Genomic DNA, 14474 nt, shown 5'->3' on the forward strand with positions numbered 1-14474 from the left:
AGGCGTCATAGGTGGTTTAGCCGCTTCGCAAGCTGAGCACAGCCATCAAAAGCGCGCCAACCAGACCCGCCCAGATCAACGTCGCAGACAGCCCGATCAGGTCCGAAATCACCCCCAAACCCAGCGCGCCCAACGCCACCGCGCCAAAGCCGACGACGACCCAAAGGCTCATGACGCGGCCGCGAAAATCATCAGGCACATTGGACTGCACCACGGATTGCAACGTCACACCGCAGTAGGTTGAGGCAAAGCCAAGGATCATCACAACACCCACGGCGACGTCCCAACGCGGCACAAGGCCAATCGCGCTTAGCGCGCCAACACCCGCGACCAGCCCAACCTTAAGGCCCGGCGTGATCCGGTCCGACACCACGCCCCAGCCCGCCGTTTTGGCCGCCGCTGCCAACAAGGCCCCCGCCCCGGCAGCCGCCGTCAGCACGCCAAGACCGGTCGGACCACGGCCATGCACGCCCTCTGCCAAAACCGGCAAAATTTCAAGAAACCCACGCAAGACCGTTGCGAACGCCGCGGTAAGCATGATCGCCTGCAACACCAGCGGCGCACGCCACACGTAGGCGACACCATCACCAAGGGCACGCAGGATGCTTGGCTGTTCACTGCGGGCCGGAAGAGGCCGCGCCGTCAGGCTTGGCAAGACAACAATCATCGGCAGGTACAAAACCGCCGCCGCCAGCAGGGTCCAACCGGGATCAGCCATAGCCAGCAACACCCCGGCCCAGACCGGCGCAATCAGACGCGCGGTGTTAAAGTTCACGGAACTTAGGGCCACGACGCTGGCGACCAGATCATAGGGCACAAGACGCGGTGCAAGCGACATGCGCACCGGATGATGGGCCGAACTGATCACTCCAATCAACAACGCAACCACCGCCAAAGATATCAGGCCAAAGCCCCACAACGCCTGCCACAGCACGGCAACAAACAACACAACCGCCATCGTCAGCGTGGTCCACCGTGCAGCGCGCAAAATATCCGCGCGATCCACCAGCACCCCAAACACCGGACCCGAGATCAATGTGGGCGCCATCGACAACGCGGCCACCGCACCGACATACGCCGGGGAGGCGCTGACCTCCCACGCGAGCCACCCCAACGCCACCCGCTGCGCCCAAAGTGCTTGGACCGAAGCGGCCGACGCCGCGTAGTAGCGACGGAACATGGGGGAGCGTAGAGCCTCCAAACGTGTGTTCTCCTTAAGTCAACTCAACCATAAGTTGATCGCCCTGCAACCCATGCAATTGCTGCATAGCGGCATTCTAAAAACGTCCGTTGTGCGCTCGCAGCAATCCGGGGCATTGTCACTCCAAGGCAAGGGTGCACAACTCAGGTACGAGGATCATCACGATGGTCACTTTCAGAGAAACGCGCCCAAAGCTCTCCGGGTTCGGCGGATTTATAGCCCGCTTGTCGGAAATCGTGGCAGAGGCGCGTGTCGATTACGCACGCTGGCGTCTCTATCGCGGCAAGGTGAAAAAACTGCAAGCCCTCGGTGCGGATGACCGCAACCTGACGGGCAAGACACGCAGGAATATTTACTGCCTCGATCAGTGGGTCGGAAACGGCTCTTAGGTCTGAGGCAAAAACAGAAATACCGGGGTTCTCCTCCCATTGCCCCGGGATAGCAGCAAAGTGAGGTTCTCCTCCCTTTATCCTCGCGGCGCTGTACACATTTGGCCCGATTTCCTCCCATTTGGGGCCAATCGGATGGTACTCTCCCTCCTCCCTGAGGGTCCCGTCCAAAACGAAAGTGGCGACCCCTCCTCCCTGGGGTCGCCATTTTTTGTTTTAAAGGCAGCGTGTTGGGGTGATCAATGCATCCAGCGGCTGGTCCGTCGGCTCTAGCGGAACGCTAGGCACCTGCTGCGCGTCATAGGCAAAGCCCACCACCCGCAGCTCGGCGTTCGTAGCGCGCAATTTCTCTAGCGTTCTGTCATAGAACCCACCCCCATAGCCCAATCGCCCACGGCTCAGATCAAAGGCCACAAGCGGGACGATCACGATATCCGGCGTCACGACCTCAGCGGATTTGGGCACCGATGCGCCAAACGCACCAGGAATCATTTCCGCCTCCGGGGACCAGCGGTGAAACTCCAATGGCAAACCTGCACCCTGCACGACGGGAACGCACAATGTATTGCCTTGCGACAGTGCAGCCATGGCGTTGAGCGGTGAAATCTCGGTCCGGATGGGCATGTAGCCTGCGATGATCGCGCCTTTTACTGGGCCAATCCACTCCAACAACCGCGCGACGGCGGCCGCGTCATGGCCCTTGCCGTGATCCTTGGCGCGTTTGGCCATCGTGGTCGCGCGCAATTCGGCCTTTGCGGGTTGCTGTAATGTCATGGTCTGCTCTCCCTTGCGCCAATCTGCTTTCTCATGCCCCGACAACGTGCTTTTGTGCAACCATGCTAAGTCTTGATCATATCGCCGTCACCGCCCCCGACCTTGGAACGGGTGTCGCACATACCGAAGCACAGTTGGGCATGTCGCTGGGCCCCGGAGGTCAGCACCCCGACATGGGCACGCACAATCGCCTTCTGTCGTTGGGGCCTGATTTTTATATGGAGGTCATTGCGATTGACCCCACGGCTCCGGCGCCTGTGCGCACACGCTGGTTTGACCTTGATAGCGGGCATAGGGCCCCATCGCTAAGCCATTGGATTTGCCGCACCGATGATCTGCCCGCAGCCCTTGCGCGGGCCCCTGCTGGCACCGGCACTCCGCTGTCCTTGTCGCGCGCGCATTTGCAGTGGCAAATGGCCGTGCCAGACACCGGGCGGTTGCCGTTTGATGATACGCACCCTGCGTTGATTTCATGGCAAAGTACGCCGCCCGTGTTGCCCGACAGCGGCGCGCGACTGGCAGAGTTGATCATCACACACCCGCAGGCAGATGCCCTAGCGGCTCAGCTGGGCCTGAACGACACCCGTGTGCGGTTTGAAACAGGTCCCGCCAAGGGTCTGCGTGCCATCATCGATACCCCCAACGGGCAACGGGTTTTGCAATGATCCGCCGTGCAACAGCCTCGGATCATGACGCCATAAAAACATTGATCAACGATGTGATTGCACAGCCGCACATTACCTTCCGCGCGGCCCCCAAGACGGACGCCGAGATGGAATCCCTGATCGCGGGGCCTGCGTGGGTCGCGGAGCGGGACGGCAGTGTCGTGGGCTACGCGGCCTATGGCCCCTTTCGCGGCTCGGACGGGTACCGCCACACTGCGGAACATTCCATTGCCATCGCCGGCGCGGCGCATGGGTCCGGATTGGGCCGTGCGTTGATGTCCACGTTGGAGGACGCGGCACGGCACGCGGACATTCGCACCCTTGTGGCCGGAATTTCGGGCAGCAACCCGGCGGGCATCGCCTTTCACACCGCGCTAGGGTTTGTCCCCGCGGGCACCCTGCCACAGGTGGGCCACAAGGCGGGCGCGTGGCATGATCTGATTTTCATGACCAAAGCCCTTGCCCCGCCCCAAAGCGCGTAGTTTCATACCGTCATGTCGATTTGGTCCCGCATAGCCGACGCGCTTGCCGCCCTTGCTTCGGGCGAGGGGCTGCGCGATGTGTTGGATCGTCTGCGCTCCCCGCCAGAAATGTCGGTGGCTTTTACCATCGCCACAATCGCGTTGGGGGCCAAAATGGCAAAGGCCGACGGCCAAGTGACCCGCGATGAGGTCGCCGCATTTCGCGCCGTGTTCACCATTCCACCGTCGCAAATGGATCATGCTGCCCGGGTCTTTGACCTCGCACGGCAAGACGTGGCGGGCTTTGACGCCTATGCCCGCCAAATCGCGCGCATGTTCACCACCGGGTCCGAGCCACTGCGCGATCTGTTGGAGGGGCTGTTCTACATCGCAATGGCCGATGGACAGTACCACCCGCTTGAGGATGAATTCTTGGCCGCCGTATCGGACATCTTTGGCCTGACGGAGCGTGAGTTCACCGCGATCCGAGCGCGTTTTGTGCCCGGCGCCGAGCCTGATTGCCACGCGGTTCTGGGCGTAGACCCAGACACCCCCCTGCCCGAAATCCGCGCCGCTTGGCGTGCCATGGTGCGTGAAAATCACCCCGACAGGATGATGGCCCGGGGCCTGCCGGAAGAGGCGATCAAACTGGCCGAAAACCGGTTGATCGCGATTAACGCCGCATGGGAGAAAATATCAAACTCCCACCCGGACGCCTAAGCGATGCGGTTGGCCACTTATAATATTGAGTGGTTTTCCAACCTGTTTACCGATGCAAATAAGCCCGACCCATCTACTGAATGGTCCGGCAGGTGGAACATCACCCGCACCGCGCAACTGACGGCTTTGAAAACAGTTTTCCATGCGATGGACGCCGATGCCGTGATGGTAATTGAGGCCCCCGATCAAGGCTCTTCTCGCGACTGCACACTGGCACTGGAACGTTTTGCGGCATGGGCTGGGTTGCGCACCACCCGGGCCGTAACCGGGTTTGAGAGCCACACACAGCAAGAAATCGCACTACTTTATGACCCCGCTGTCGTTGTGGACGCGCAGCATGACCCCCGCGAAAGCGAGGCGGCGCCAAGGTTCGATAAGAAATTCAAGCGCGATCTGGATGTGGACGACAGGCCCGAAACCGTCGTGTGGTCGAAACCGCCCTGCGAATTGGCCCTAACAACCGCGCGCGGCACGGCCCTACGACTGATCGGAGTGCATGCCAAATCCAAAGCCCCCCACGGCGCGCGCGACGATGCAGACGCCATGCGGCTGAGCATCGCCAACCGGCGCAAGCAACATGCACAATGCCTGTGGCTGCGCGCGCGGCTGGATGCGGATTTAGCGGCCGGGGATGATGTGATTGTTCTGGGCGATTTCAACGACGGGCCGGGCCTTGATCAGTTCGAAGAACTGTTCGGCCGCTCAGGGGTTGAGATCGTTTTGGGCGCTGACGGTACATACCCGCTCTATGACCCCAACGCGCTGCTTCCCCTGCGCCCCGGCGCGGCACAGGCCAGTTCTGCGCGCTTTTATAATCGGCAAACGAAGCGCTATTTTAATGCGTTAATTGATTTCGTCATGGTGTCGCCGCGACTGCGCCCGTTGACGACATGGCGCATCCTGCACCCCTTTGACGACCCCGCATGTTTTGGCGATGCGGGTTTGCGCGATGCGCTGCTTCTTGCCTCCGACCACTTTCCGGTCGTGGTGGAAATTGACATCTGAGGCGCCCAGACCCACCTTTTAGGGTATGAAACACCTCATCCTCATCGCCGCACTCACCTGCGCCAGCCCGGCTATCGCCCAAGAAACAAACGATCCGATGCAAGAGGGGCTGGACCGTTTGGGCGAAGGCAGTCGCCTGTTGATGGAAGGGCTCATGGGTGAGCTTGCGCCGTTGCTAGACGACGCGAGCGAGTTGGGTGCACAGATGGCGCCCTTTGTGGAGGAATTGCGAAAGCAGCTTGGCGACGCCTTTGAGGGCCTCAATGCATATCACCCGCCCGAAATCCTGCCCAACGGCGATATTATCCTGCGCAAAAAGCAAACGACGCCCCAACCCAAAGAGGATGAGGCGCCGATTGAAGCTCCGATTGAGCTGTGACGTTTTAGAACGGCACGCGCGTCGCGACACCGGTCTTGAGAGCCAGATCAACCACGGCTTCTGCCACGGCCAAATCCTGTAGCCCCACACCAGTACCGTCAAACAACGTCACCTCTTCGGCTGAGGTTCGGCCCGGATGTGTGCCGTTGATCACGGCGCCAATCTCACTGATGGCAGCCTCGGTGATCAGGCCGCTGCCAATCGCGTGCTGCGCTTCGCCGATCGTGATGCTTTGAGCGATTTCATCCGTGAACACCGTCGCGCGTGCCACGAGGGTGGCTTCGACCTCTTGCTTGCCTTTGGTGTCCGTACCCATGCACGCCACGTGCGTGCCGGCGGTGACTTGGGCATCATGCAGGATGGCGTCGAAGCTGGACGTGATCGAGATTATCACATCTGCCTCTACACCCAATCGATCCAAATCGACGGCCTCAAACGGCAGGCCTGCCTCGGTTGCGACAGCCTCAAGCCGACTGAGCATCTCGGGGTGGTAGTTCCAGCCGATGACCTTTTCAAATGACCGCTGTGTCAGCGCGGCGCGCATTTGAAACGCTGACTGGTGGCCCGCACCGATCATGCCCAACACTTTGCTATCCGCGCGCGCCAGATGTTTGATCGACACGGCGGATGCGGCGGCAGTACGCAGAGCAGTCAGCAGGTTGCCCCCCACCATCGCTTTGGGCCGCCCCGTATCCCGATCAAACAGGATTACGGTGGACTGGTGGTTGGTCAAGCCCTTCGCCTCATTGCCCGGCCAGTAGCCGCCGGACTTCAGGCCCAGCGCGCCGCCCGCCCGGTCAAACCCGGACTTAAAGCCGTAAAGCGCATCTGCGTGGCCAATGGCCTCCCGGATAACTGGGAAGTTATAGGCGTCTTTACGCGCCATCGCGCCAAAGATCGCCTCAACCGCGTCAAACGCCGCCTCTGGGGTCATCAGCCCGGCGATCTCTGCTTCCGGGACGATGATGATTTCATGCGATTTCATAGGGGCGCCGTCCATTCTAGAATGCCTTCCCACGCGCGGAAATCGGCCAAAGGGTTTCGACTTTGCCGTTACGCACGCCGACGTACCAGTCGTGGACGTTGCAGGTCGGGTCACAGTGACCTGGCACCAACTTCAGCTTGTCATTGACCTTGAGCACCCCATCGGGATCAGCAACAACGCCATGCTCATCCGAGCATTTGACGTACTCAACGTCATCACGACCAAAGATCACCGGCAGGCCGCTGTCGATGGACTGCGCCTTAAGGCCCGCATCAACAATCGCCTTATCAGTCTTTGCGTGGGACATCACTGACGTCAGGATGAACAGCGCATTTTCCCATTCGCCTTGGTCAATCCGGTTGCCATCAGCATCCAAAATCCGGCCATAGTCCGCATCCATAAAGGCATAGGACCCACATTGAAGCTCATTGTAGACGCCCGATGTGCCCTCAAAATAGTAGGACCCTGTGCCCCCACCGCCGACGATGTCACACTCCAGACCCTCGGCCTTGAGCGTATCGACAGCATCCTTGACCTGCGCCACGGCGATCTCAATCTTGGCTTTGCGGTCCGCATAGCTGTCCATGTGCTGCATCGCGCCCTGATAAGCCTGTAGACCCGCGAATTTCAGCCCCTCAGCGGCATCAATCGCTTTGGCGATTTCAACAACGGCAGGTGTGGTGGTTACACCGCAACGGCCCGCGCCACAGTCGATTTCCACGATGCATTCGATTTGGGTGCCGTGTTTGACCGCAGCGGCGGACAGGTCCGCAACATTGGCCACATCATCTACGCAACAGATCGCGCGGGCACCCAGCTTGGGCAGGCGCGCTAGGCGGTCGATCTTTTGTGGGTCACGTACTTGATTCGAGACCAGAACATCTTTGATCCCGCCACGTGCAAACACCTCAGCCTCGGACACCTTTTGGCAGCAGACCCCGACGGAGCCGCCCAGACATTCCTGCAACAAGGCCACATCGACAGATTTGTGCATTTTGCCATGGACCCTGTGACGCATGCCGTGCGCCTTAGCCCAATCGCCCATCTTTTTGATGTTCCGCTCCAGCGCGTCCAAATCCAGCACAAGGCAAGGCGTTTGAATATCCGCCTCATCCATACCGGGCAGTGCAGGCACGTCATAGCCTACTTCTAGATCGCTTAAGTTCATATCTTTCATCTGATGTCTCCCATAACTCATGAAGGGCGGGCGGGGGCCGCACCCAAAGATCCGCTGGTGCTCAGAGCATCCAGGGCAGTTTGTCCATATCCACATTGCCACCGGTGACGATGACGCCAACGCGTTTGCCGGCAAAGCGGTCTTTGTTCTTGAGGATCGTCGCAAGCGGCACGGCGCACGACGGCTCCATCACGATCTTCATCCGCTGCCACGTCAGTTTCATCGCATCGATGATTTCCTGCTCCGAGGCGGTTTGGATTTCGGTGACGTGGTTGCTTACGAAGTGCCACGTCAGTTCCTTGAGCGGCACCTTCAGCCCGTCTGCAATCGTGACCGGCGCATCATCGGCGATGATGTGGCCTGCCTTAAAGCTGCGATAGGCGTCATCAGCTTGCTCGGGCTCAGAGGCAATGATTTCAACCTCGGGGGCGATGTTCGACAGGGTCAGGCAGGTGCCCGAAATCATGCCGCCGCCGCCGATGGGGGCGACCATCATATCAACGCCACCGGTTTGCTCCATGAACTCGACCGAACAAGTGCCCTGCCCCGCGATCACGCGCGGATCATTGTATGGGTGCACAAAGTTGCCACCAGTGGCGGCCTGCACTTCGGCAAAGACGGCCTCACGCGAGGTGGTCGAAGGCTCACATTCCGTGATGATCCCACCGTAGCCGCGCACCGCGGCCTTTTTGGCCTCTGGCGCGGTGCGGGGCATCACGACGTTGCACGGGATACCCCGGCGGCCCGCCGCGTAGGACAACGACAACGCGTGGTTGCCGGAAGAATGCGTGCACACGCCCTTGGCCGCGTCTTCTTCGCTGAGCCCGAACACAGCGTTCGTAGCACCGCGTACTTTGAACGCACCTGCTTTTTGAAAGTTCTCACACTTAAAAAACAGCTCCGCACCGACCAGCTCATTGAAGTAGCTCGATGTCAGGACTGGCGTACGATGGATGTGCGGTTTGATCCGCTCATGCGCGGCCTTCACATCATCGAACGTCGGGATAACAAGTTCTGCCAAGTCTTTCATCCGATTTACTCCGCCGCCATGGCCTGTTGACGCGCCCCAAGCCGATACACACCCTGCGCCGCAGCAACGCCGCTGCCGAGTTGGATATCAAGACCCAGATCCACCATACACATCTCGACCGTGGCCAAACCACACAGCGCCTGCGCCTCGGTCAACATACCCAAATGGCCGATGCGGAACACTTTGCCCGCGACTTCGCCCATCCCGACGCCAAAGGCCATGTCATAGACCTCAGCCGCGTGGGTGACGATTTCACCGGCGTCAAAACCTTCGGGCGTGCGCACCGCGCTGACCGTGTCGGACTGCCATTCGGGCCGCTCAGCGCACAGCTCAAGCCCCCATGCGGCAACTGCGGCCCGGACCCCCTCAGCGATGCGGCGGTGACGGGCAAACACATTTTCCAAACCTTCTTCCAGCAGCATATCACAGGACAGCTTGAGCCCGTTCAACAACCCCACCGGGGGGGTGTAGGGATAGCCATTCACGGCGTAGCCTTTTTGCATATCGCGCAGGTCAAAGAACGTACGCGGCAGCTTGGCTGTCGCCATGGCGCCCAAGGCCCGCTGGCTCACGCCGACAATTGCCAAGCCCGCTGGCAGCATAAAGCCTTTTTGCGAACCGGTGACCGCGATATCCACGCCCCATGCGTCCATTTCAAAGTTCATGGACCCGATGGAGCTGACCCCATCGACCAACAGCAGCGCAGGGTGCGCGGATGCATCCATCGCCGCCCGTAGGCCCGCAATATCCGACACAACACCGGTCGCTGTTTCATTGTGGGTGGCCAGAACAGCCTTGATCCGGTGTTCGGTGTCTTGCGCCAATACCTCGGCATAGCGATCCACCGGTAGGCCCTGCCCCCATGCGGTGTCCAACACGATCACGTCCAGTCCGTGGCGTTCACACATATCAATCCAGCGGTGCGAAAACATTCCGTTGCGCCCGACAAGGACCGTATCGCCGGGGCTGAGCGTGTTGGTTAGCGCCGTTTCCCAGCCACCCGTTCCCGTTGATGGAAACACGAACACTTCGGCGGACGTTGTCTTGAGTACCTTTTTCACACCCTCAAGCGCGGGGTGCAAAATGCCAGCAAAAGCCGCGGACCGGTGGTCCAGCGTGGGCATGTCGCAGGATTTACGCAGAACTTCGGGCATATTCGTCGGGCCCGGGATGAAAACAGGGTTTTGGCTAATCATTGAGAATTCCTCCACTTCCCCTACAGGTCTAACGAGCCATACGACCCCGGTCTATTTTTTTGAAAAAGTATTTCATTTATGCGAATCAAGGAATTATCTCGCGATTTTAAAGGCTTGTATTTTTCAAATTGCGATATACTTTTTCAACAAGCGAAAAATAATCATTGGAACCCCTCATATGAAGTCGAAACGCGGACGTCCCAAGGCCTTTCACGACACCACAGAGCAGAACACCATTCAGTCGCTGGACCGCGCCCTGCATGTGGTTAATTACGTCGCTAAAAGCCCGGATCGCAGCCTAACCGAGATCGCCACCGCGTTGGAGCAATCACCGGCCACCGTGTACCGCGTGTTGGTCACACTTGCGGGCCATCAGATGGTAGAAATAGACCCGGCGGAGCAAACTTGGCACATTGGTGCGGGTGCATTTCGGCTGGGATCGGCGTTTTTGCGGCGCAGTTCACTGGTTGAACGCGCCCGCCCCGTGATGCGCCAGCTGATGGAACGCACCGGCGAGACCGCCAACATCGGGATCGAGAAAAACGGTCGCGTCTTGTTTTTGGGGCAAGTCGAAACGCACGAAAGCATCCGGGCCTTTTTTCCGCCGGGCACGCAGGCGCCGATGCATACGTCGGGTATCGGCAAAGCGATCCTTTCGCATTTTGAAGCAGACCGTGTGCAAACGATCTTTGAGAGTGAAGCAGAAACACAGTTCACAGCTCACTCTCTCGGGACGCTGGACGCGCTGGCGGCTGACCTTGCAGCGACCCGAACGCGCGGCTTTGCGGTGGACAACGAAGAGCGGACTTTGGGGATGCGCTGCATTGCAGCACCGATTTTCAATTCTGAGGGCGAGGCCATCGCCGGCTTGTCCATTTCAGGGCCGGTGGTGCGGATTTCAGAGGACCGCATCCCCGAGATCAGCCGCGCAGTCACACAAGCGGCTTACAAATTGACGGAGGCGATTGGTGGCCCAGCCATTCCCATCGAATCGTAGGCAACCATCGGTTAAGATTGGGTAATATTTTGGTGCCCTTGCCTATTATGATTGCATGTTTCGGGCGCATACCGCCCGAATATTGAGCATTTAGCCTCGGCATGCGGTGTCATTTTGCAGGTGCAGCAAAAATCTTTGAAAATTATGCAGTCGCAGCATTGACCCGCCTGCACTGAGGCCCAATATTGACGTTATCAAGCACGGAACAGCTTCTCCTCCTCCCTTGCCTGTTCTTGTGTCTTGCAGGACTACGCGGCTCCTTCGAACGCATATTTCGCGCTTCGTCGGAGCCGCATTTTTCCCCAAACCAATTCAATATTGGCAATCGTGGGTATCAGCCGTTAGGCTGAGATATGCTCACGCCCCTGACAACACTGCCGAACATTGGGCCCGCCATGGCGGATATGCTTGCAAAAGCCGGCATTCACGACGCAGAGACTTTGCGCGATTTAGGCACTGATGCGGCCTACGGGGCGCTACTGCGCGGCGGCAAACGCCCGCATTTTATCCCGTTTTATGTGATTGAAATGGCGTTACAGGGGCGACCGTGGAACGATTGCAAAGGCCGCGAAAAGGACGCGTTGCGCGTTCGATTTGAGGCCGTAAAGGCCGCCAATCATGACACCGACCGGGCCGCGTTTGAGGCGGTCATGGATGCAATCGGCGTGGTTGACCGACCCTAAAATGCAAAACGGCGCCCATAGGCGCCGCCTTTTTTCAGTTTCAGAGCGTCAGGCGCTTTAGCCAACCAGCTCAAGACCCGAGAAGAAGTATGCGATTTCTTCTGCGGCTGTGTCTTCGCCGTCGGAGCCGTGAACCGAGTTTTCGCCGATAGAAAGCGCGAACTCTTTGCGGATGGTGCCTTCGGCGGCTTCTGCTGGGTTGGTTGCGCCCATAACTTCGCGGTTTTTCGCGATGGCGTCTTCACCTTCAAGAACTTGAACAACGATTGGCTCAGAAATCATGAATTCACACAGTTCGCCAAAGAAGGGGCGCTCTTTGTGGACGCCATAGAACGTCTGAGCTTGGGCCAGCGTCATTTGGATACGCTTGGACGCAACGACGCGCAGGCCAGCGGCCTCGAACTTGGCGACGATTGCGCCAGTCAGGTTGCGTTTGGTGGCGTCGGGTTTGATGATGCTGAAAGTGCGCTGAATGGCCATGGGTCATACTCCGGGGTTAATTGTCTCGCGCGCCTTAGCACTGGCGGACGCGGATGGAAAGCCAGATGAAATCACCTGTGCGCCTGCAATTGACAAGCCCACGCGCCCGCGTCACACCGCCCCCATGCTCCAAATCTCCGATCTTTCGTATTCTATCGCTGGCCGCCCCCTGTTTGAGGGCGCGACCGCGACCATTCCCGCTGGTCACAAAGTGGGCCTTGTTGGCAAAAACGGCGCAGGTAAAACCACCCTGTTTCGTTTGATCAGGGGGGAATTGGCGCTCGATTCTGGCGCGTTGTCTTTGCCCAGCAAGGCGCGCATTGGCGGCGTCGCACAAGAGGTCCCCTCCTCATCCACGTCGCTGATCGACACGGTGCTGGCCGCCGATACCGAGCGCGCGTCATTGATGGCAGAGGCTGACACAGCCACCGACCCCGGCCGCATCGCCGAGGTGCAGGCCCGCCTGGCCGACATCGACGCATGGTCCGCCGAGGCACGCGCCGCGACCATTCTGCGCGGGTTGGGCTTTTCGCCCAGTGACCAATTGCGCCCTTGTTCGGATTATTCGGGCGGCTGGCGGATGCGCGTGGCCCTTGCGGGCGTGCTGTTTGCCCAGCCTGACCTGCTACTGCTCGATGAGCCGACCAACTATTTGGATCTTGAGGGCGCATTGTGGCTAGAGGCATATCTGGCCAAATACCCCCACACGGTGTTGATCATTTCGCACGACCGCGGCCTGTTGAACCGCGCTGTGGGCGGCATCCTGCACTTGGAAAACAAAGAACTTACTTATTACCAAGGTCCCTACGACCAGTTCGCGCGCCAGCGCGCCGAGCGGTTGTTGATCCAAGCCGCCGAAGCCAAGAAACAAGCCCTGCGCCGGGACCATCTGCAAAGCTTTGTGGACCGTTTCAAGGCCAAGGCATCTAAGGCGAAACAAGCCCAATCGCGGGTCAAAATGTTGGAAAAGATGACCCCTATCACCGCGCCCGAAGAAGCGCGGCAGATGGTGTTCACCTTCCCCACCCCCGAGGAGCTTTCCCCCCCGATTGTGCGCCTTGAAGGGGCATCAACCGGGTATGGCGGCGTTGAGATTTTGCGCCGTATGGACCTGCGGATTGACCAAGACGACCGCATTGCTTTGCTGGGCAAAAACGGCGAAGGGAAATCCACGCTTTCCAAGCTGTTATCCGACAAACTTAGTGTGATTGAGGGCAAGCGCACAGCATCCTCCAAGCTTCGGATCGGGTATTTTGCGCAGCACCAAGTGGACGAACTTCACATCGAAGAAACCCCGCTTCAGCACATTCAACGCGTCCGCCCCGGCGAAATGCCGCCCAAGCTGCGCGCGCGGCTGGCGGGGTTTGGCTTGATGGCCGATCAAGCCGACACCGAAGTCGGTCGCCTTTCTGGCGGGCAAAAGGCGCGTCTGTCTTTGCTGCTGGCCACGATTGATGCCCCCCATCTGCTGATCCTCGATGAGCCGACAAACCACCTAGACATCGAAAGCCGCGAAGCGCTGGTTGAGGCGTTGACTGCGTATTCCGGCGCGGTGGTTTTGGTCAGCCACGACATGCACCTGCTTAGCCTTGTGGCGGACCGGCTGTGGCTCGTCAAAGACGGCAACGTCGCCCCCTATGAGGGCGATCTGGAAAGCTACCGCGCGCTATTGCTGCAAAAAGATGCCAAGCCCCAAAAGCCCGGCAAAACGGACAAACCAAAGGCGCCCAAACCGTCCCGCGATCAAATCCTCGCGCTGAAATCCGAGCTGCGCAAATGCGAAGAACGGGTCAGCAAGATCGGCCAGATGCAGGATAAACTCGCCAAAAAGCTGGCTGATCCCGCCTTGTACGAAGACGACAAAAAGGGCGAGCTGGAGACATGGAACAAGAAATACGCCGAAGTTATGGACGGGCTTGATCGCGCTGAGGCCATGTGGCTCGCGGCGCAAGAAAAGCTAGACGCCGCCCAAAAACGCGCATGAGGCAGCCATGACCCAAGCCGAAGCCATCACAGCCTTTGTGGCCTTGTTTGTGGTCATCGACCCCGTTGGGTTGGCCCCATTGTTCATCGCGCTGACACGTGGGGCAGCCCCCCGTGTGCGGTTTATCATCGGGGCACGCGCTGTGGCGGTGGCTGCTGCACTTTTGCTGTTGTTCGGCCTTGCTGGTGAATCGGTACTTGAGTTCCTCGGCATTTCCCTGCCCGCATTTCAGATCGCGGGGGGCATTTTGCTGTTCCTAACAGCGCTCGACATGCTGTTCGACCGCCGCACCAAGCGGCGCGAGGATCAGGCGCATACGCTGGAAGAAGACCCCTCGATCTTTCCCCT

At 59.3% G+C, this 14474-nt stretch carries 17 protein-coding genes; 10 read left to right on the plus strand and 7 right to left on the minus strand.

All coding sequences use genetic code 11. The annotated features are described in order from the left end of the window. Positions 1–16: 16 nt before the first annotated feature. Entirely contained in the window at positions 17–1201 is a 1185-nt protein-coding gene (locus AC4GMC_RS07930; protein WP_487877547.1) for an MFS transporter, read from the minus strand. A gap of 164 nt (positions 1202–1365) precedes the next feature. Here AC4GMC_RS07930 and AC4GMC_RS07935 point away from each other — a divergent pair, with 164 nt between their 5' ends. Next, positions 1366–1590, plus strand: coding sequence for a hypothetical protein (locus AC4GMC_RS07935; protein WP_487877548.1), 225 nt, complete (start codon positions 1366–1368; stop codon positions 1588–1590). A 216-nt stretch (positions 1591–1806) separates the two neighbouring features. On the opposite strand, the gene AC4GMC_RS07940 is transcribed toward AC4GMC_RS07935, so the two are convergent. Beyond that, positions 1807–2364 (minus strand): 5-formyltetrahydrofolate cyclo-ligase, encoded by a 558-nt coding sequence (locus AC4GMC_RS07940; RefSeq protein ID WP_487878995.1) that lies wholly within the window; start codon positions 2362–2364, stop codon positions 1807–1809. Positions 2365–2426: 62 nt separating this feature from the next. Here AC4GMC_RS07940 and AC4GMC_RS07945 point away from each other — a divergent pair, with 62 nt between their 5' ends. The 5 genes from AC4GMC_RS07945 to AC4GMC_RS07965 are packed head-to-tail and all read left to right on the plus strand — an operon-like array spanning position 2427 to position 5594. Continuing rightward, a complete protein-coding gene (locus AC4GMC_RS07945; RefSeq protein WP_487878994.1) occupies positions 2427–3029 on the plus strand; it encodes a VOC family protein in 603 nt (200 codons plus the stop codon). Next, positions 3026–3511: an N-acetyltransferase family protein gene (locus tag AC4GMC_RS07950; RefSeq protein ID WP_487877952.1), complete on the plus strand. Its 486-nt coding sequence runs from the start codon at positions 3026–3028 to the stop codon at positions 3509–3511. Before AC4GMC_RS07945 ends, AC4GMC_RS07950 begins: the two co-directional genes overlap by 4 nt. A 12-nt stretch (positions 3512–3523) precedes the next feature. After that, positions 3524–4210 (plus strand): TerB family tellurite resistance protein, encoded by a 687-nt coding sequence (locus tag AC4GMC_RS07955; protein ID WP_487877953.1) that lies wholly within the window; start codon positions 3524–3526, stop codon positions 4208–4210. A gap of 3 nt (positions 4211–4213) precedes the next feature. After that, positions 4214–5215, plus strand: a complete 1002-nt coding sequence (locus tag AC4GMC_RS07960; RefSeq protein ID WP_487877954.1) for an endonuclease/exonuclease/phosphatase family protein — start codon at positions 4214–4216, stop codon at positions 5213–5215. A 25-nt stretch (positions 5216–5240) separates the two neighbouring features. Next, complete coding sequence (locus AC4GMC_RS07965; protein WP_487877955.1) at positions 5241–5594, plus strand: hypothetical protein; 354 nt, start codon at positions 5241–5243, stop codon at positions 5592–5594. A gap of 4 nt (positions 5595–5598) precedes the next feature. On the opposite strand, the gene bhcD is transcribed toward AC4GMC_RS07965, so the two are convergent. The 4 genes from bhcD to bhcA all read right to left on the minus strand — a co-directional run bounded on the left by bhcD (position 5599) and on the right by bhcA (position 9982). Beyond that, the gene (bhcD, locus tag AC4GMC_RS07970; RefSeq protein WP_487877958.1) at positions 5599–6564 is read right to left on the minus strand and encodes an iminosuccinate reductase BhcD; all 966 of its coding nucleotides are present in this window, start codon (positions 6562–6564) and stop codon (positions 5599–5601) included. Positions 6565–6595: 31 nt separating this feature from the next. Then, a complete protein-coding gene (bhcC, locus tag AC4GMC_RS07975) occupies positions 6596–7756 on the minus strand; it encodes a 3-hydroxy-D-aspartate aldolase BhcC (RefSeq protein WP_487877956.1) in 1161 nt (386 codons plus the stop codon). 61 nt (positions 7757–7817) lie between these two features. After that, positions 7818–8786: a beta-hydroxyaspartate dehydratase BhcB gene (gene bhcB, locus AC4GMC_RS07980; RefSeq protein WP_038006424.1), complete on the minus strand. Its 969-nt coding sequence runs from the start codon at positions 8784–8786 to the stop codon at positions 7818–7820. Positions 8787–8791: 5 nt separating this feature from the next. Beyond that, positions 8792–9982 carry an L-aspartate--glyoxylate aminotransferase BhcA gene (bhcA, locus tag AC4GMC_RS07985; protein WP_487878204.1) on the minus strand — a complete coding sequence of 397 codons (1191 nt, stop codon included), beginning with the start codon at positions 9980–9982 and terminating at the stop codon, positions 8792–8794. A 178-nt stretch (positions 9983–10160) separates the two neighbouring features. Between bhcA and bhcR the strand changes: the two genes are divergently transcribed. Both bhcR and AC4GMC_RS07995 read left to right on the plus strand, forming a co-directional pair. Further along, positions 10161–10979, plus strand: coding sequence for an HTH-type transcriptional regulator BhcR (gene bhcR, locus AC4GMC_RS07990; protein WP_487878205.1), 819 nt, complete (start codon positions 10161–10163; stop codon positions 10977–10979). A gap of 353 nt (positions 10980–11332) precedes the next feature. Next, the gene (locus tag AC4GMC_RS07995) at positions 11333–11662 is read left to right on the plus strand and encodes a TfoX/Sxy family protein (protein ID WP_487878962.1); all 330 of its coding nucleotides are present in this window, start codon (positions 11333–11335) and stop codon (positions 11660–11662) included. A 57-nt stretch (positions 11663–11719) separates the two neighbouring features. Here the strand turns inward: AC4GMC_RS07995 and ndk are convergent, their stop codons facing one another. Beyond that, positions 11720–12142, minus strand: coding sequence for a nucleoside-diphosphate kinase (gene ndk, locus AC4GMC_RS08000; protein ID WP_038006416.1), 423 nt, complete (start codon positions 12140–12142; stop codon positions 11720–11722). A 124-nt stretch (positions 12143–12266) separates the two neighbouring features. Here ndk and AC4GMC_RS08005 point away from each other — a divergent pair, with 124 nt between their 5' ends. Together AC4GMC_RS08005 and AC4GMC_RS08010 are read left to right on the plus strand one after the other, a co-directional pair. Further along, positions 12267–14126 (plus strand): ABC-F family ATP-binding cassette domain-containing protein, encoded by a 1860-nt coding sequence (locus tag AC4GMC_RS08005; protein ID WP_487878208.1) that lies wholly within the window; start codon positions 12267–12269, stop codon positions 14124–14126. A 7-nt stretch (positions 14127–14133) separates the two neighbouring features. After that, positions 14134–14474: MarC family protein (locus AC4GMC_RS08010; protein WP_487878206.1), on the plus strand; the 341-nt coding region annotated here is incomplete at its 3' end.

This window comes from Thalassobacter sp. (genome assembly GCF_982993085.1).